Source organism: Mycobacterium malmoense (assembly GCF_019645855.1).
Taxonomy (GTDB): domain Bacteria; phylum Actinomycetota; class Actinomycetes; order Mycobacteriales; family Mycobacteriaceae; genus Mycobacterium; species Mycobacterium malmoense.
On sequence record NZ_CP080999.1, the window covers coordinates 241,066 to 259,475 of the forward strand.

The 18,410-nt window shown below is 66.4% G+C and carries 13 protein-coding genes and 1 riboswitch; of the genes, 9 read left to right on the forward strand and 4 right to left on the reverse strand.

The window, feature by feature from the left end:
* Positions 1-3 precede the first annotated feature (3 nt).
* The 6 genes from K3U93_RS01140 (at position 4) to K3U93_RS01165 (ending at position 8,713) form a co-directional block, all read left to right on the forward strand.
* A complete protein-coding gene (locus K3U93_RS01140) occupies positions 4-1,365 on the forward strand; it encodes an aromatic ring-hydroxylating oxygenase subunit alpha (RefSeq protein ID WP_083008991.1) in 1,362 nt (453 codons plus the stop codon).
* Entirely contained in the window at positions 1,362-2,537 is a 1,176-nt protein-coding gene (locus K3U93_RS01145) for an LLM class flavin-dependent oxidoreductase (protein WP_083008994.1), read from the forward strand. Before K3U93_RS01140 ends, K3U93_RS01145 begins: the two co-directional genes overlap by 4 nt.
* Positions 2,534-4,387 carry a flavin-containing monooxygenase gene (locus tag K3U93_RS01150; protein ID WP_083008996.1) on the forward strand — a complete coding sequence of 618 codons (1,854 nt, stop codon included), beginning with the start codon at positions 2,534-2,536 and terminating at the stop codon, positions 4,385-4,387. The genes K3U93_RS01145 and K3U93_RS01150 overlap by 4 nt, the downstream gene beginning before the upstream one ends.
* Positions 4,387-5,316 carry an SDR family NAD(P)-dependent oxidoreductase gene (locus K3U93_RS01155; RefSeq protein ID WP_083008999.1) on the forward strand — a complete coding sequence of 310 codons (930 nt, stop codon included), beginning with the start codon at positions 4,387-4,389 and terminating at the stop codon, positions 5,314-5,316. The genes K3U93_RS01150 and K3U93_RS01155 overlap by 1 nt, the downstream gene beginning before the upstream one ends.
* Positions 5,309-6,481, forward strand: a complete 1,173-nt coding sequence (locus tag K3U93_RS01160; protein ID WP_083009002.1) for a CaiB/BaiF CoA transferase family protein — start codon at positions 5,309-5,311, stop codon at positions 6,479-6,481. Before K3U93_RS01155 ends, K3U93_RS01160 begins: the two co-directional genes overlap by 8 nt.
* Before the next feature lie 228 nt (positions 6,482-6,709).
* Positions 6,710-8,713, forward strand: coding sequence for an acyltransferase family protein (locus K3U93_RS01165; protein WP_083009005.1), 2,004 nt, complete (start codon positions 6,710-6,712; stop codon positions 8,711-8,713).
* 3 nt (positions 8,714-8,716) lie between these two features.
* Here the strand turns inward: K3U93_RS01165 and K3U93_RS01170 are convergent, their stop codons facing one another.
* A complete protein-coding gene (locus K3U93_RS01170; RefSeq protein WP_083009008.1) occupies positions 8,717-9,376 on the reverse strand; it encodes an O-methyltransferase in 660 nt (219 codons plus the stop codon).
* Positions 9,377-9,525: 149 nt separating this feature from the next.
* Positions 9,526-9,700, forward strand: a riboswitch (M-box (ykoK) riboswitch).
* Between the two features lie 363 nt (positions 9,701-10,063).
* On the opposite strand from K3U93_RS01170, the gene K3U93_RS01175 reads away from it, so the two are divergent.
* Both K3U93_RS01175 and K3U93_RS01180 read left to right on the forward strand, forming a co-directional pair.
* Positions 10,064-10,216 carry a hypothetical protein gene (locus K3U93_RS01175; protein ID WP_176219868.1) on the forward strand — a complete coding sequence of 51 codons (153 nt, stop codon included), beginning with the start codon at positions 10,064-10,066 and terminating at the stop codon, positions 10,214-10,216.
* 71 nt (positions 10,217-10,287) lie between these two features.
* Positions 10,288-12,072, forward strand: a complete 1,785-nt coding sequence (locus K3U93_RS01180) for an NRAMP family divalent metal transporter (RefSeq protein ID WP_071512644.1) — start codon at positions 10,288-10,290, stop codon at positions 12,070-12,072.
* Positions 12,073-12,131: 59 nt separating this feature from the next.
* Here K3U93_RS01180 and K3U93_RS01185 read toward each other — a convergent pair whose 3' ends face one another.
* Complete coding sequence (locus tag K3U93_RS01185) at positions 12,132-13,076, reverse strand: NADP-dependent oxidoreductase (protein ID WP_083009010.1); 945 nt, start codon at positions 13,074-13,076, stop codon at positions 12,132-12,134.
* A 191-nt stretch (positions 13,077-13,267) separates the two neighbouring features.
* Between K3U93_RS01185 and K3U93_RS01190 the strand changes: the two genes are divergently transcribed.
* A complete protein-coding gene (locus K3U93_RS01190) occupies positions 13,268-13,894 on the forward strand; it encodes a hypothetical protein (RefSeq protein ID WP_071512642.1) in 627 nt (208 codons plus the stop codon).
* Between the two features lies 1 nt (position 13,895).
* Here the strand turns inward: K3U93_RS01190 and car are convergent, their stop codons facing one another.
* Positions 13,896-17,465, reverse strand: a complete 3,570-nt coding sequence (gene car, locus K3U93_RS01195; protein WP_083009013.1) for a carboxylic acid reductase — start codon at positions 17,463-17,465, stop codon at positions 13,896-13,898.
* A 178-nt stretch (positions 17,466-17,643) separates the two neighbouring features.
* Complete coding sequence (locus tag K3U93_RS01200; protein ID WP_071512641.1) at positions 17,644-18,399, reverse strand: L,D-transpeptidase; 756 nt, start codon at positions 18,397-18,399, stop codon at positions 17,644-17,646.
* Positions 18,400-18,410: the final 11 nt, after the last annotated feature.

The following is an 18,410-nucleotide window of genomic DNA, read 5'->3' on the forward strand; positions in this document are numbered from 1 at the left end:
GCGATGGACGCGGCTGACGAACTGACCGAGCCGGTCACGTTCCCGGTGGAAGCCTATGTCTCCGAGGACTATCTGCGCGCCGAACGCGACAGGCTATGGCGGAAGGTGTGGCAGCAAGTCGGGCGCGTCGAAGATCTCCCCAAGGCGGGCAGCTACCTCACCTACGACGTTCTCGACGATTCCGTCATCGTGGCGCGGACGGGCCCGGACACCTTCAAGGCGTACCACAACGTGTGCATGCACCGGGGCCGCCGGTTGGTGGACATTCCGGAGGGCGCCAAAAGCGCTTGCGGCCATAGGAAGTCGTTCGTCTGCGGATTTCACGGCTGGACCTACGATCAGGACGGCAACTGCATCCACATACCCGAGCGGGCCGACTGGCGGGGCGCTCTGACGCCGGAGAACACCCACCTGGCGACGGTCAATGTCGACACCTGGGGCGGCTGGATCTGGATCAACATGGACCCGGCCTGCGAGCCGCTGCGTGACTACCTCGAGCCCGCCGCCACCATGCTCGATCCCTTCCGGCTGCAGGACATGCGCTGCAAATGGCGCAAGTGGCTGCATTTCGAGTGCAACTGGAAGGTCGCGATGGAGGCGTTCAACGAGACCTACCACGTCGCCACCACGCACCCGCAGTTCAACAAATTCGGCAACTTTCGCGGCTGGGCCATGGCGCAGGGAAGACACAGCAACATCGGCTACGACGCGCCCAAGGACCTGGAAGAAACAAAATCGAAGATCCGGCTCGGCACCGGGGCCGACCCCCGCATCTCGACGGCCGAGATGCAGACCTACACGTTGGAGGAAACCAACGCCACCACCACGCAGACGCTGGTGAACGCGGCGCGGCGGCTGGTCGACGAATTGCCCGAAGACGCGGCCGCCGGCCAGGTGCTGGAGCACTGGCTGTCCTCGGCGCGGCGAGACGATGCCGCGCGCGGCGTGATCTGGCCGGCGATCGACCCCGAGCATCTGGCCAAGAGCGGCACCGCGTGGCAGATCTTTCCGAACTTCCAAATCGGACAAGGCCTGACCACCGCGCTGTGCTATAGCGCCCGGCCCGACGGCTACGACCCCGACAAGTGCATTTTCGAGGCCTCGTGCTACGAGCTGTATCCCAAAGGTGAAGAGCCGCAGACGGAGTGGGTGTATGCGCCGCCGGACGATCCGAACTGGCGCAGCGTGCTGCCGCAGGACTTTTCCAACATGGCCGCCGTTCAGCAGGGCATGAAATCGTTGGGCTTCCGCGGCCCTAAGCCCAACCCCTACATGGAGCGCAGTACCGCAAACCTGCACCGTAACCTCGCCAAGTACATGGGGACTGGGGCGCCTCGACAATTAGCAACGGAGATGGAGCGATGAAAGTCAATCTTGGGTTCGGATCGCACAACTCCCACGACTGGGAGCGCGTGCTGGCTGGAGATTTCAGCCACCCGCCCGCGACCCCCGACGCCGACTGCGTCCAAGCCACACTCGCGATTGCCGATCTGGCCGAACCGCTCGGATTCGACGGCATCTGGATGCCAGAGCACTGCGGGACACCGTATGGCATGACGCCCAACCCGATTCAGGCGTTGAGCTATTTCGCCGGACGTACCGAACGCATCAGCCTGGGCACCTTCGTCGTTGTCGCGCCGTGGTGGCATCCCGTCCGGCTGGCGCACCAGATCGCCTACCTCGACATCCTTTCCAACGGGCGATACACGACGATCGGGATCGGACGAGGTGTGTCGAAGGGCGAGTTCGATGCCGTCGGCGTTCCCCGCGAGGAGAGCAGGCAGCGCTTCAACGAAACCCTCGACATCCTTCAGTTGGCGCTATCCGGGGAGCGGTTCTCCTATGAAGGGGAGATCTTCACGGTGCCCGAGATGTCGCTGCGCCCCGAACCCCAGAGCCGTGACCTGTTCTCCCGCATCTACAGTTCATCGTCAACCGCCGAATCACTGGAGATCCTCGCCCGCCGTGGAATGGTCCCGCTGTTCGTCGGCAACAAGCCGATCGAGGACGCCGGACGAGAAGTGCAGCAGGTGAACATCTTCCGTAAGGAGGAAGGCCTGCCGCCCTGCCAACCGAAGAACGTGATGTTCATGTACTGCACCACCGGGGACCCCGCCAAGTCCGAGGAATGGATCTGGACCGCCAACCGGGACGTCACCGTGCACTACGGATTCGCTGACGCGTCAAACTTCAAGGGCGTCAAAGGTTACGAGGCCTACGCGGCGCGCGAGGCCAGCGCGACCGCCGTCCTTGCCTCGTCGGTCACCGGCGATGCCAAACGTTCGGCGCCCAAGACCCCGGGCTATCACGCGTCCAATCTGCTGATCGGGACGCCGGAGGAGATCTTCGACAGGCTGACCGCCGCCCAGAAGGCCTGTTCGTTTTCCGAGCTGACGATCGTCCCGCAGTTCGGCACCATGCCCCACCACGAGGCGATGGCGAGCACGGAGCTGTTCGCCAAAGAGGTGCTGCCCGCCGTGCACAAGATGGACGCGCCCCTGCACCCCGCGGCACTCCCGGAAAACGCGCTGACATGACGAACCCGGAGTGCCCGCCGACCGAGACGCCGGACGATGTCGATCTCGAGGCGCTGCGCGCAAAGTACCGCCAGGAGCGCGACAAACGGTTGCGCCCCGAAGGGTCCAAGCAGTACGTCGAACTCGTCGACGACTTCGCCGGCTACTACGAGACCGACCCGCATTCGCCACCGTTGGTCCGCGACCCGATATCGGCGGACATCGACGTCGCCGTGATCGGCGGCGGCTTCGGCGGCCTGCTGTGCGGCGCCTACCTGAAGAAGGCCGGAGTCGAGGACGTCCGAATCATCGAGCTGGGAGGCGACTTCGGCGGCGTGTGGTATTGGAACCGTTACCCGGGCATCCAGTGCGACAACGAATCCTACTGCTACATACCGCTACTCGAAGAGCTCAGCTTCATTCCGTCGAAGAAGTTCGCCGACGGCCCCGAAATCTATGACCATTGCCGGCGCATCGGAAAGCATTACGGCCTCTACGATTCCGCGATCTTCTCCACCCAGGTCCGCGAGCTGCACTGGGACCAGGCGATCAAGCGCTGGCGGGTCTGCACGGACCGTGGCGACGATATCCGGGCGCGGTTCGTGGTGATGGCGTCCGGGCCCTTTCACCGGCCGAAGCTGCCGGGGATCCTGGGCATCAGGGAGTTCAAGGGGCACAGCTTTCACTCGTCACGCTGGGACTACGGATACACCGGCGGGGACGTTTCCGGCGGGCTGGGCAAGCTCGCCGACAAGCGCGTCGCGGTCGTGGGCACCGGGGCGACCGCCATCCAGATCGTTCCGTTCCTGGGCCGGTATGCCAAGCACCTCTACGTCTTTCAGCGAACCCCCTCGTCCGTCGGCGCCCGCAACAACGTACCGACCGATCCCGAGTGGGTGAAATCGTTACGGCCCGGCTGGCAGAAGGAGCGGCAGCGCAATTTCCACGCTTGGACGTTCGAGGGAATGGCGCTGGGCCAACCCGACTACGTCTGCGACTTCTGGACCGAACTCGGTCGCAACACCGCCGCGCGGGTCATGACTTTGGACGATCCGGCGTCGATAACCCCCGAGCAGTTCATGGCCATCCGCGAGGAAGAGGATTACAAGGTCATGGAGCGCCTGCGCCGCCGGGTCGAGAGCATTGTCGAGGACCCCGAGACGGCCGAGGGGCTCAAGCCCTATTACCGGTTCCTGTGTAAGAGACCCTGCACCAACGACGACTACCTGCAGACCTTCAACCGCCCCAACGTGACGTTGGTCGACGTGTCGTCGACGAAGGGCGTTGAGCGGGCGACGGCAAACGGCTTGGTTGCCAACGGCATCGAGTACGAACTCGACTGCATCATCTACGCCAGCGGGTTCGAGATCACCACCGAGATCAGCCGCCGGTACTCCATCGACACGATCGAAGGCCGGGACGGCCAGTCGCTCTTCGACCATTGGCGCGACGGCTACAGAACGCTTCACGGAATGACCAGCCGCGGCTTCCCCAACCAGTTCTTCACCGGCTTCACCCAGGTCGGCATCTCGGCCAACATCGCGGCCAACTACGAACTGCAGGGCGAGCACATCGCCTACATCATCTCCCAAGCGCTGGCGCGCGGCGCGGTCACCGTCGAACCCACCCAAGCGGCCCAAGACGAATGGTGCACGACGATCCGCGAAACCGCGATCGACAACAGTCAGTTCGATTTGGAATGCACGCCAGGCTATTACAACAACGAGGGCGGTGGTGCCGGCGCCAAGGAGGGTGAGGGCATCCGCTCGCACCTGGGTGAACCGTACGGCCCGGGTTTCTACGCCTTCGCCGAACTGCTGGCCGAGTGGCGTGACAAGGGTGATCTCGCCGGCCTCGCGCTGGGATCATGATGGCCGAGCTGAGATTCGACGACCGGGTGGCCGTGGTGACCGGCGCGGGCCGCGGACTGGGACGCGAGTACGCCCTCCTGTTGGCTTCCCGGGGTGCCAAGGTGGTCGTCAACGATACCGGCGGCGCCCTGACCGGCGCCGGCACGGATCCCGGACCGGCGCAACGGGTGGCGGCCGAGATCAGGGCGGCGGGCGGCGACGCGGTCGCCTGCGTCGAGTCGGTCGCGACGCCCGAGGGTGGCCAGGCGATCATCGCGGCGGCGCTGGACCACTACGGGCGGATCGACATCCTCATCCACAACGCCGGGAACGTGCGGCGGGGGTCCTTGAAGGAGATGAGCTACCGGGACTTCGACGCCGTCATCGACGTTCACCTGCGGGGCGCCTTCCACGTGGTGCGTCCGGCGTTCCCGCTCATGTGCGACGCGCACTACGGCCGCATCGTATTGACCTCGTCGATCGGCGGCCTGTACGGCAACCACGGCGTCGCGAGCTATGCCGCCGCCAAGGCGGGCCTGGTGGGCCTGTCCAACGTGGTCGCGCTCGAAGGCGCCGCCGACGGCGTGCTCTGCAACGTCATCGTTCCGTCAGCCGTGACGAGAATGGCCGAAGGCCTGGATATTTCGGCGTATCCGCCGATGGGTCCCGAGCTGGTGGCGCCCGTGGTGGGCCTGTTGGCCCATGAAACCTGCCCGGTGACCGGCGAGATGCTGATCGCCGTCGCCGGCCGGGTGGCCAGGGCCATGGTCGCCGAAACGCCCGGCGTGCACCGCCCGTCGTGGTCCATCGAAGACGTGGCCGAGCAGATCGATGCCATCCGCTATTCCGCTGCGCCACTGGTGTTTCCCGTCGTCCCCGACGGTCATACCGATCACATCCGCTACAGCTTCGAGACCGCCGCACGCAAGGAAGGCGCGCACCATGGTTAGCTCGGGCCCGCTGGCCGGCGTGCGCGTCGTCGACCTCACCGCGATGGTGATGGGACCCTACTGCACCCAGATCATGGCCGACATGGGTGCCGACGTGATCAAGGTCGAGCCCCCGCAAGGCGATGACACCCGCTACATCTCGGTCGGGCCGGTCCGGGGCATGGGCGGTGTCTTCGTCAACGTCAACCGCGGCAAGCGCGGTATCACCGTCGACCTGCAGTCCGAGTCGGGCAAGTCCGTCCTGCGGGCGCTCATCGAACGGGCCGACGTCTTCATTCACTCGATGCGGTCCAAAGCCGTTGCGCGGCTTGGCTTCAGCTACGACGAGGTGGCGGCGATCAACCCCGCCATCGTCTACACCAACTGCTACGGGTACAGCCGGCGCGGACCGAACGGGGACCTGCCCGCCTATGACGACACGATCCAGGCGGCCTGCGGGTTGCCGTTCGTTCAGGAGCAGCTGACCGGTGAGCCCAACTATGTGGGCACCATACTGGCCGACAAGGTCGCCGGTCTCACCGCGCTCTACGCCACCATGATGGCGTTGTTCCACCGCGAGCGCACCGGTGAAGGTCAAGAGGTGGAAGTCGGCATGTTCGAGACGATGGCGTCGTTCATGCTGGTCGAACACGCTAATGGCGCCATGTTCGATCCGCCGCTGGGCCCCGCGGTCTACCCGCGCACCGTGGCTCCCAACCGCCGGCCGTACCGCACCAGCGATGGCCACATCGCTGCGCTGATCTACAACGACAAGCATTGGGCCGCGTTCATGGAGGCCGTGCGGCCCCCGTGGGCCAGCGATCTGTACGCCACGCTCGAGCGGCGGGCGCGTCAGATCGACACCGTGTACGCGCTGCTGGCCGAGACGCTCGCGCAGCGAACGACCCGGGAGTGGCTGGAACTGTTCCGCGAACTGGAAATACCGGCCGCGTCGCTGTCCAGTCCGGCGACGTTGTTCGGCGACGATCACCTGAACGCCGTCGGCTTTTTCGAGACGGTGGACACCCCCCACGGCCCGGTGCGGTTCCCGGGCGTGCCGACCTGGTTTTCCCGGACGCCGGGTCGGGTCGCCGGTCCCGCCCCGGAGCTGGGCGCCGATACCGAGGAGGTGCTCGAAGAGCTCGGGCTGGCTACCGCCGATGTCCAATCGGGCGGCCCGATTTAGGAACGCTCGAGGTAGGAAAACCGTTGCGTGTCTTCGCGTGTCTTTCGGGGGTTCCGGCGTGTTCGCCTCTAAGCTTGCTTCGATCAAGAGGAGGGGCAACGACGTATCGGCAGCAACTACGGCGCCGGGCGACAAGGTGGTCAGGGCGCGCTACCAGCGAGCACTGAGCCGGGCGGCAGGTACGCCGCACCGGCGCGTTCTGCTCGGCGGAGCCGATGGGTTGCTCCGGTGCGCCGCGTCGGCCGGCTGGCGATCTGGGACCAACCCGAGCGGCGCGGTGGCATTCCCGCCCTGGACGGGCTTCGTGCGATAGCGGTTGCGCTGGTGCTCGTCGGGCACGGCGGCATCCCCGGTGTGGACGGCGGCTTCATCGGCGTCGACGTCTTCTTCGTCCTCAGCGGATTCCTGATCACGTCGCTGCTCCTGGACGAGCTGGGGCGCACCGGTCGTATCAGCCTGACCGGCTTCTGGATTCGGCGGGCGCGGCGGCTGCTGCCGGCGTTGGTGTTGATGGTGCTCACCGTGGCCGCGGCCCGCGAACTTCTTCCCTACCAGGCCCTCACCGGGTTGCGGAACGACGCGCTCGCGGCATTCCTGTGGGTGGCGAACTGGCGGTTCGTGGCGCAGAAGACCGACTATTTCACCCAGGGCGCGCCACCGTCGCCGCTGCAGCACACTTGGTCGCTCGGGGTGGAGGAACAGTACTACTTCGTCTGGCCGGTCCTGCTGATCGGGCTGACCCTGTTGCTGGCCGCGCGGGCGCGGCGCTACTTCAGGCGGGCCACGGTGGGTGGGGTGCGGTTCGCCACGTTCGTGATCGCCACCGTCGGCGCGCTGGCGTCCGCCGCGGTCGCCATCGCCCTGGCGTCCGACACCACGCGTGACCGCATATATTTCGGCACCGACACCCGCGCGCAGGCGTTGTTGATCGGCTCCGCGGCGGCGGCTCTGCTCGTGAGGGATTGGCCGTCGCTGAACCGCGGCTGGTGCCTGATCGGGACGCGGTGGGGACGGCGGGTCGCCCGCTTCCTGCCGCTCGTGGGTGTGGCGGGGTTGGCGGCGGCGACTCACTACGCAACGGGCAGTGCCGGAGAGTTTCGCCGTGGCCTGCTGATCGGGGTCGCGGCCGCGGCCGTCGTCGTGGTCGCCCCGGTGGCAATGGAGCAGCGCGGAGCGGTCGCCCGCATCCTGGCCCTGCGTCCGCTGGTGTGGCTCGGCACCATCTCCTACGGCGTCTACTTGTGGCATTGGCCAATCTTCTTGGCCCTCAACGGTGAACGCACCGGATGGTCCGGGCTGCCGCTGTTCGCCGCGCGGTGTGGCGCCACGGTGGCATTGGCCGCCGCTTCATGGTGGCTGATCGAACAACCCATCCGGCGCTGGCGGCCGGCGCGGGTGCCGCTGTTGCCGCTGGCGGCGGCCACCGTGGCCAGCGCCGCGGCGGTGACGTTGTTCGTGGTTCCGGTGGGAACCGGGCCCGGCTTGCGTGAGCCCGGCCTGCCGCCCGGAGTCTCGGCGGTCGCCGCGGTCTCGCCGTCGCCGCCGGGCGGGAGCCGTCCCGCCGGGCCACGAGATCCCAGTCGGCCGTTCACCGTTTCGGTGTTCGGCGATTCGATCGGGTGGACATGGATGCACTACCTTCCGCCGACACCCGGGTTCGCGTTCCTTGACCACACGGTCATCGGCTGCAGCCTGGTGCGCGGTACGCCGTATCGGTATATCGGTCAAACCCTCGAGCAGCGGCCAGAATGCGACACCTGGCCAATCAGGTGGTCGACGCAGATCGCCCGGGACCAGCCGGACGTCGCGTTGCTGATCATCGGCCGCTGGGAGACGGTCGACCGCGTCAACGAGGGTCAATGGACTCATATCGGCGATCCGACCTTCGACGCGTATCTCAACGGCGAGTTGCAGCGAGCGCTGAACATCCTGAGCTCCAACGGCGTTCGCGTGGTGGTGGCCACCGTGCCCTACAGCCGGGGCGGCGAAAAGCCGGCCGGTCGCTTGTATCCGGAGGACCAGCCGGATCGGGTCAACCTGTGGAACACCATGCTGCGCAAGACCGTTGCCCAGCACCCGAATGTCGCGGTCCTCGACCTGAACAAAAAGCTATGTCCCGATGGCGTTTACACCGTCAAGGTCGACGGTATCAAGGTGCGCAGTGACGGCGTCCACCTCACCCCGGAAGGGGTGAAATGGCTGACCCCGTGGCTCGAGGAGTCGCTGAGGTAGCCGTCAGTTGCTTGCGCGGCAGCTGATTTCCATGCTGTCGCGCTCCCGAACCGAAAAATTGAAGCTCACATAGCCGTTGTCGGGATTGCGCACCCGGTTGAGGTAAGGCTGGGAGTCCGGGGCATTGGTGTTGTCGGCGACCACCAACGCGCCCGTCGACAGGCGCGGTTCGAGCAGCTCGATCACCGGCAGGTAGAGATCCTTCCACCCGTCGAGCAGGACGAAATCAACGGGTCCGTCCAGGCCGGCAAGTGTGGACAGCGCGTCTCCTTCGAGAACGGTGATCACGTCGTCCAAACCCGTCTCGGTGAATGTCCGCTTCGCGGCGGCGATCTTGGTGGCGCTGAGCTCGGTCGTCACCACCCGGCCGCTGCCGTTGTCGCGCACGGCTGACGCCAGATGGACGGCGGAGATGCCGAACGACATCCCGAATTCGACCACCGTCGCCGGACGCGTCGCCCGCACCAGCGCATACAGCAAGCGGCCGGCCTCGGGCGTCACCGGGATGTAGAACTCGCTCATCGCGTCGGCGCGCTCCTGCGCGGTCATCGGCCTTTCGAAATCACCGTGCCTTTCGCGCAACAGTGACATCTGGTTCTTCGATTCGGCATACATCCGGTCGAGCGCGGTCGCGACCTTGGGGTCCTGCAAAGTTATGGCCATGCCCTCGAGGGTAGGCCGTCACCGGGCGGTGCCGGGGTGGCGCGGGCATGGTGCGGGCACAGTGCCCTGCGCGGCGGCATGACGCCTCGGCCAGAATTCTTGGCCAATGAGTTTGACGAGCACCGGGTCGCGGTGCGAGCATAGAGCGGCAAGCACCTCGGTAGGTGAGGCGTCTGCATGGATACAGGCCACTGACCCCGAACGTCGAGAGACGCCCCGGGTCAGGACAGCTCTTCCCGGACCCAAGGGTTGAGCCCAAGTGGCTTCTGGACGATGTTCCGGATACGCCGTGCAGTGCCGAAGCTCCGACGAGAGGGGTGCGATCGGCGGCCTGTCCGCCGGCCATTCGTGCCTCTCCCGTTCAGGTGAATGTAGTGACACCCGCGTGTGTCCTGGCCGTGAGGAGGTGAGGGCGAGATGAGCAAGAGCAGTCCAGGCGATAGTCCCTATCCGAAATCCATCTTGTCCCGATCCGGTTCCGGCATTCTTTCTGCCGCCTGAACTTCCTCGGGCGCCCGTCGAATCTGCGCGTTAGACGCTTTGCGTGTGCCGCCGCACCCGCCCGGGCGCACGTGATGTTCTGCGCACCGAACGTCGCGCAGCCGATCGGGCCTGCGACAGGAGACGATCATGGCTTTTATTCGTACACACCGTGTTTCCGTTGCTTCGAGGGCGCGCGGACGGTCGATGCTGCGTGCGGGTCGGCAACTGGCGACCAAGTTGTGCGCGCGGCGCGCGCTGACCCCGCAGGAGCGGGCCAACCTGTACGTCTCGCGGATGCCGGTCGCGATGGTCACGGCCTCGCTGGGCGGACATCCGTCGGACGGCACCAATCGCTGAGCGCGCGTTCCGTGCGGCCACCACAGGTCCCCCCACCAGAGCCCGAACTTGTTGAGATAGCGAGAAATCCGATGACGTCGATCTCCACCCAGCTCCGCGGCGGCCTCCGTGCCTCCCCGCTCGGCCGGACCGCTGCCGCGGCCCCCGATGTGGCCGGGCAGGCCGTGCTGGATTCTGCGCATACCGGTGACATCGTCGGCGCGTTCGGCCGTATCCGGCGTGACGACACCGGCGCTACTGGGGCTTTCAGCGGCCGCTGGCGCCGCCTGCGCACATTGATGGTCATCACCGGTCCCGGACTGATCGTGATGGTGGGCGACAACGATGCCGGCGGCGTCGCGACATACGCACAGGCGGGCCAGAACTACGGGATGGCCCTGTTGTGGACGCTGATGCTGCTGATTCCCGTGCTGTATGTGAACCAGGAAATGGTGCTGCGATTGGGGGCGGTCACCCGAGTTGGGCACGCCCGGCTGATATTTGAGCGCTTCGGCAAATTCTGGGGCGCGTTCAGCGTTGGTGATCTGCTGCTACTTAATGCCTTGACGATCGTCACCGAATTCATCGGCGTGGCATTGGCGCTCGGATTCTTGGGCTGCCCCAAGATCATTGCGATCCCGGCCGCCGCCGTGTTGTTGTTCGCCGCGGTAGCCGGGGGATCGTTTCGCCGCTGGGAGGGGCTGATGTTCCTGCTGATCGCGGTGAACGTGCTGATCATCCCGATGGTGCTGCTGGTGCATCCCACCCTGAAAGGGACCGCCGGCGGGCTCATCCCGGGATTCGCGGGTGGGCTCAACTCGACCGTGCTGCTGTTGATCATCGCGATCGTGGGCACCACGGTGGCGCCATGGCAATTGTTCTTCCAGCAGTCCAACGTGGTGGACAAGCGCATCACCGCCCGCTGGATCGCTTATGCGCGAGTGGATTTGGTCATCGGAATTGTCGTGGTCATGGTTGGGGCGACGGCCCTGATGGCGGTGACCGCGTTCGGGTTGGCCGGCACCGCCGACGTCGGCAACTTTACCGATGCCGGCGCGGTCGCATCCGGCCTGTCCAAGCACCTCGGCAGCACGGTGGGGGCGCTGTTCGCGATCATCCTGCTGGACGCATCGCTGATCGGGGCCAACGCCATCGGGCTGGCCACCACCTATGCCATCGGCGACGCGATGGGCAAGCGGCACTCGCTGCACTGGAAGATCAGCGAGGCCCCGTTGTTCTACGGCGGCTACGCCTTGCTTCTCGCGGCATCAGCCGCGGTCGCGTTCGCCCCCGACCACATCCTGGGCCTGGTGACCCAGGGCGTACAGGCGCTCGCCGGTGTCCTGCTGCCGTCGGCGACCGTGTTCCTGGTCTTGCTTTGCAACGACCGCGCGGTGCTGGGCCCGTGGGTGAACAGCGTGCGGCAAAACATCGTCGCGTGGACCATCGTGTGGTCTCTGGTGCTGTTGTCGCTGGCATTGACGGCGACGACCTTCTTCCCGGTCCTGTCGACGGCCACCATCGGGGCCGGGCTTGCGGCCGGCGCGGCGGTGGGCATCGTCGGCGGCGCCGTCACGATCATCGCCGGTCGCCGGTACAGCGACCTGCGTGACGCGGAAGCCGTCGTGGGGACGCTCGGCGGTGGCCTGGACCCTGAGGAGGTCGACGAACTCGACGACACACCGACGCTCACGCGCGCCGAACGACGTGCCGTCCGCCGACAGGACCGGGCGAACTGGCAGACGCCCAACCTCGCCACGCTCGCCCGGCCGACCATGTCGCCGGTCCGCCGGGCGGGGTTGTTCACCCTGCGCGGCTACCTGGTCGTGGCCGTCGCGTTGGTGGTCGTCAAGGTCGCGCAGGCCGGTATGGCCTGACCCGCCAATGATTACGCCCATAAGCTCGTCGGCGCCTCAGGCCCTCGCCAACGAGACCGCTACGGTGAACCGTTCGGCAGCAGAACGATTTTGCCGTGGGTGTGCCGCTTCTCGAGCTCCTCGAAGGCGTCGGCGACCCGGTCGAGCGGAAAGGTGGCCGCGATGTCGAAATCGATGGCGCCCGTAGCGACCAGGTCGGCCATTTCGGCGAGCACCTCCGGCGTCGACGCGTCCATGCTGCCCTCGGTCTTGGCGCCGACTTCGCCCGCCTTCTGAAACGAGATGATGGTCTCTATCCGTTCGGGTGGCACGCCGAGATCCACGGCGAGCTGGACGTACTCCGGACCGAACAAGTCGATGAACGCGTCGATCCCGTCCGGCGCCGCTTCTCGCAGCCGTTCAGCCAGCCCGGCACCGTAGGCGATCGGGACGACGCCGTGCGCGCGCAGCCAGTCGGCGTTGCCTGGCCCCGCGATGCCAAGCACCCGCGCCTTGCGCAGCACCAAAAGTTGCACCACGAGGCTGCCGACCCCGCCCCCGGCCGCCGAAACGGCGACCGTCTCTCCCGGTTGGGGCGCGACCGCGCGGACGGCGGCATACGCGGTCACACCGACCACGTACAGCGAACCCGCTGCCTCCCAACTCAATTGGGCGGGCTTACGGATCAGTTGCCCCACCGGGACGGCGACGTGGGTCGCGTGGCTGGATCGGCGCAGGCTGAACCCCAAGACCTCGTCGCCGACCGAGAACTCGGCGACGCCCGACCCTACCGCGGTCACCACACCGGCGAGGTCGCTGCCCTCGCCGGACGGAAACGTCGCGGGGAACATGTCATGCATCGCCCCGACTCGAATGCCGGCCTCGCCGGGGTTTATCCCCGCGGCGCGCACCTCGACCACCACCTCGCCCGGCCCTGGCGACGGCATTTCCACGTCCGCCACATACAACACGTCACGGCCCCCGTAACGGTCGAACCGCACGGCACGCGCCACCGCAGCAGTCATCTGGCTCTCCTTACACCGCAAACCTGCCCGACCCCACGCCAGCATAGGCCGCCAACCGGCGCCCCAGCCGCGGGCATTTGCGCGTATGTTCGTATGCGCTGCACTTGTCCCGTCGGCATTTCACGGGAGCCTCGGGCGTCACCGGTAGACCTGCGACGTGGATCGGCGTGGATTTGACGGAAGGAACGCCCATGGAGCTTGCTCGAACCACCGTCGCCGGCTGTGCCGTGGCCACCATTGTGACCGGCGCCGCGGTCACCGGCTGCGGCAACGACCACGAAACCTCGTCACCGTCGTCTTCGGCGACATCCTCGAGCGCCCCCGCGTCGTCGACCGGTTCGAGCACCGTGACGGGCCCGGCGCCGGGCCAACCCATGGATTACAGTTCGTTGCTGATCAAGCCCAGCGACATCGGCGGAGACTTCACCACTCCCCAGTCGCCCGTGGTGAATCCCAACAATGCGGCCGGTGTTGCGCAGCTATTTGCCAACGCCGACAACAGCCGCCGAATCGGGGACACCATCTTGATCGTCGCCGATCCCGCGGCCGCGGTGGCCGGGCTGGAGAACACCAAAACCAATTACGCGGGCAAGGTCAGCGGCGCGTGGCAGCCGGTGAACGTCGGTTCCAACGGGGCGATGATTTCCGGTACTTCGCCGAACAACTCCCAAGCGGTGACGGTGCTCTTGTTCACCGAGGGCAAGGCGCTCGTCAACCTCGAATTCGACAGCGCGCCCAACGATCCGATTGATCCGGGCGTAGCGACGGACATCGGCCGCAAGCAAGATGCCGCAATCAAGAACGGATTGCCCGGCTAGCCTAGACCAGGCCCAGCAACTGCAGATCCGACACGTATTTGTCGATCAGGGCCGCGGACAGGTGCGGAATGTCTTCGTCCGCACCGATTTTGGCTTCCCGCACCGCCGCACGGAAGACGTCCGTCGGGGCCGGCGCGCCGCGCAACGGTGTCTCGGGTTTCCGGTAAGCATCGAGCAGCGGTAGGACGGAGTGCTGACGCTGCCCGTCCGGTAGGGCCCGAAGAGCGGTTTCGAAGCGCCCGAGCCATTCGTCATAGTCGTCGATGCGCCGGATGTCGTGGCCGGCGGCGATCAACCAGTCCACGAACACGTCCAGGGAAATGCCGTCGTCGTGCGGGTTCATCACGTCGAAGGAACGAAAAGCGCCGGATGCGTCCGTCTGTTCACCGAGTGTGGTGACCGATTCGGCCACGAAGTCGGCGGGCAGCCCGTCGTAATGCGCGTCGGCCCTGTTGCCGTGATCGTCGGGTACGTAGAAGGATGACGGCGCGATGCCCGTCAGCAGCAGGCTGAAGATCAACCGGGTAAACGCATCTGGCACGTTCAACTGTCCCGCGTAGCGGCTGTGGGCGAGGATCATGTCGGACCGGAAAACGGAGACCGGCAGGCCGCACAGCTCGTGCGCCTCCCGCAGCAGCACCTCGCCGGCCCACTTGCTGTTCGCGTACCCGTTGGCGTAGCCGGCGTCGACGGGTCGGACCGGGCTGACCACCCGGATATCGCCGTCTTCGGCGAACGCGCCCGGGCCGACGGACATGGCGACCGCGACGGTCGACATGTAGGTGACCGGCTTGATGCGCGTGGTGATCGCCAGGCGGATCAACTCGGCAGTGCCAACGACGTTGGGGCCGAACAGTTGCTCGTAGGGCAAGACGTGGTTGACCAGTGCCGCCGGGTGGACGACGAGATCCACGTCCTGGGCCAGCCGCCGCCAAGTCGCTTGGTCCAGGCCCAGGTTCGGCTCGCCGATGTCGCCCGCGACGACCTCGAGATGGTCGGCGGCCAAGTCGCGGAACCGTTGCACCAAGCGCGGATCCCCGCTGTGGTAGACATCCTCCAGCCGCTTGCTGGCCGCCTCGGCGTTCGTGCCGCGCACGATGCAGACGAGCCGCCCGCCCGTCTCGGCAAGCCGCTCCAGCCATTCCAGACACATGAAGCGTCCCAGGTAGCCGTTGGCCCCGGTCAGCAGAATCGTGTGCGGGGTACCGGTGGCGCGCGGCAGTGCGGGCGCTTGGGCCAAAGTCTTTGTGTCGATGAACTTTTCCAGGGTGAGGTCAGCGGCGCGAACCTCGATTGCGTCACGCCCGTGGACCGTCGCGAATGTGGGCCGCCGGGATCCCGAGTTACGCTCGGAATCAACGTATTCCGCCAGCTGACGCAGATCGGTTGCCGGACCGATGATCTGCCCAACCGGCACTTCCACGTCGAAGATGTCATGCAGCAGGTTGGAGAAGGTCAACGCCGACAGGGAATCGCCGCCAAGCTCGACGAAAAGCGCGTCCGGTTCCGGCGGACCGCCGGCCAGGCCCAGCAGCGCCTCGGCGGCGCGTGTCAACGTGTCGATCACGGGGCGGTTCGCCGCGCCGTCGCGCAGCGCACGCAACTCGGCCGCGCGGTTGGCGGCCAGCTCGGCATATAGCTCCTCGAGCCGCTGACCGTAGTGCTCTTTGAGCTTCGGCCGCAGCAGCTTGCCGACCCCCGACAGCAGGCCGGTGTCCTCGCTGAACGGCTCGGGCTCGACCAGAAAGTCGACCGGCACCTCGTAGGACTGTAACTCGGCGAGTTTCGCTGCCCGACGCAATGATTCACTGAGGGCAACCTTGAGGCCGTCGGCATCGTCGGCGAACCTTTCCAGCGCGTCGGCGGTCGGGACGACGACGGCCAACAGGTAGGGGCGCTCGCTGTTGCCGTAGACGAAGATCTGGCGGACCAGGGCCGCGCTGGCGAACACGGCTTCCAGCCGGGCGACGGCGACGAACTCGCCCTGGGCCAACTTCAACACGTTGTTACGCCGGTCGACGTAGGCCAGCCGATCCGGGTCGAGCTCGGCCATCACGTCACCGGTCCGGTAGTAGCCGTCGGGATCGAAGGCGCCGGCGGTGACGTCGGGCCGTTTGAAGTATCCGGGAGTGGCGGTCAGCGACTTCACCAGCAGCTCGCCGCGCGGAAAAGGCTTGTCGGTAAGGAAGTATCCGAGCTCGGGAACGTCGACGAGCTTGTAGTCCAGAACCGGGGGCCGGGTGATCAGGCCGTCCTTGGTCACCATTCCGACCTCGGTTAAACCGTAGCCGTCGAGCACGTGGACGTCCAGGCAGGCCTCGACGAAACCCTTCATCTCGGCCGCCAGCGGCGCCGTGCCGCAAAAGGCCGTGACGATGCGACCGCCGAGGACCCGCTCGCGCAGCTCGGCTTGCGCGTCCGCCTCGGCGGAGGCGGCATCGGCGCCGTGGGCGACCAGCCGGTCGACGGCACTTTGGTAGCGCTGGTACAGCATCTCCGCGACCCGCGGCACCAGGCCCATCTCGGTGGGCCGCACCAGGTTCCAGTCCTCGAACAGCGTGGACAAATCGCTTTCCGGCACAAAGTAACTGGTGCCGCCCGCCTGGAACGACGACGACAGCGGTATGCGTCCACCCAGGTGATTCAGCGGCATGAAGTTGACGTTGAGGACCGGCGTGTCCGCGAAGTCGGGCATCAGGTCGTTGGTCCACACCTTCGAGACCATGCGCTCGGTGTACATGGCGCCCTTGGGCAATCCGGTGCTGCCGGACGTGTACAGGATCATGGCCAGCCGTTGGTCGGTCTCGCCGGTGTACATCGGCTCGGGCGGCAACGCGCGACCGTGAGCGATCAGCTCGTCGAACGTTTCGATGGCCACCGCCATGCCGGCGTTCGTCAGCTTCGCCCGTGCGCGCTCGAGGTTTTCGCGCTGATCGTCGATCCGTGGCTCGTAGTCGAAAACCACCAAGCGGCGCAACGACGTGGCGCCCAGTGCCGCTTCGACGGCAAGATCAAGGTATTCCGCGCCCACCGCGAGAACCCGCGGTTCGACCTCGGCGATGATCGGTTGCAGCCGTGACGCCGCGGCGTTGTGTTGCAGCGGCACGGCCACCAAACCGAGATAGTCACATGCCAGATCGAGGGTAAGATACTCGGCGCTGGCGAAACCGATAGTGGCGACGAAATCCCCGGGCGTCACGGGATTGGCGGCGTCCTGGCGCCACGCACCGGCGATCGCACGCACGCTGGCCCACAAATCGCGGTAGCTGATGGTGTCGAACCGCGGCAACAGCCGCGCGGTGGTGCGTCCGGTCGCGGGATCGGCTGTCAGGGAGCGCGCCCGCCAGCCCAGCGCGGGGCGATCCGCGTAGCCCTCGACGAACATTTCCAGGATCTGTGGGAGCCGAAGACCCGGCTGGCGCGCCGCCTCCCGCAGCGAGGGGTCTGGCTTGGCGTTCCGGAACTGCGCGTCGTCGGCGTACAACCGGTCGACGCGTGGGGCGACCCGTTCCCGTTCAGTCTCGCCCGCACTCGGACGGGCACTCTTTTCGACCCTCGCGTCACCGGTCATGCGCAGCCCCTCGCTCAAATCACTCGTCTACGGACAACTCACCGTCCCAGGCCAGTCTTCCGTTCAAGCGTTGTGAGCGTTATCACACCCCGGCCGTCCGAGTTGTTGGGCTAGACGGTCCCGCGAAATTGCGTGGCAAGTCGACGCTGGCTGGCGCGCATGGAGCCGTGGGCGGGTTTCAGGCCACGACCTCGATGGGATCGCCGACGTTCACCTGGTTGAAATACCACGCGGCGTTGTCCGGACTCAGGTTGATGCAGCCATGGCTGACGTTGCTGTAGCCCTGCGAGTTCACCGACCACGGGGCCGAGTGCACATAGACACCGCTCCACGTGACCCGGACCGCGTACTGAGCGGTGATCTTGTAGCCCTCGGGCGAACTCAGCGGGATACCGATGGTCCGCGAGTCCATCACCACGGTGCGCTGCTTTTCCAGGGCGGTGAAATTGCCGACCGGCGTCGGGCGGGTGGGCTTGCCCATCGACGCCGGCATCGTGCGGAGCACCTCACCGTTTCTGCTGACGGTAAACGTGTGCCCCGAGATACTGGCAACGCCGAGTAACGCGTCGCCGGTGTCGAAGCCCGTCGTCAGGGCCTGCACTCCCACCGAGACATGGGTGTGTGCGGGCCAGTAGTGGTTTGGAACCCACTGCACGACATTGCTCTCGGGCCACTCGAAGTGGCCCGGCATGTTGCTTGGCGACAGGACACGGATGGACCGTTCCGCGCCAACGCGATCGGTGACCGGCGCGGTGAATGTCACCACGACCGGGTGCGCCACACCCACCACCGCCCCATCGGCCGGCAAAATCGAGGCAACCCCGGGAACCGGTTCGGGCACCGGGACCGCGGCCAGGCCGCGGGCGCCGCTTCCCGCCACGCCCAACGCCGTGATCGCCACCATAACGAATAGATAACGAGCCGCACGACGCATGGCGCCCACCC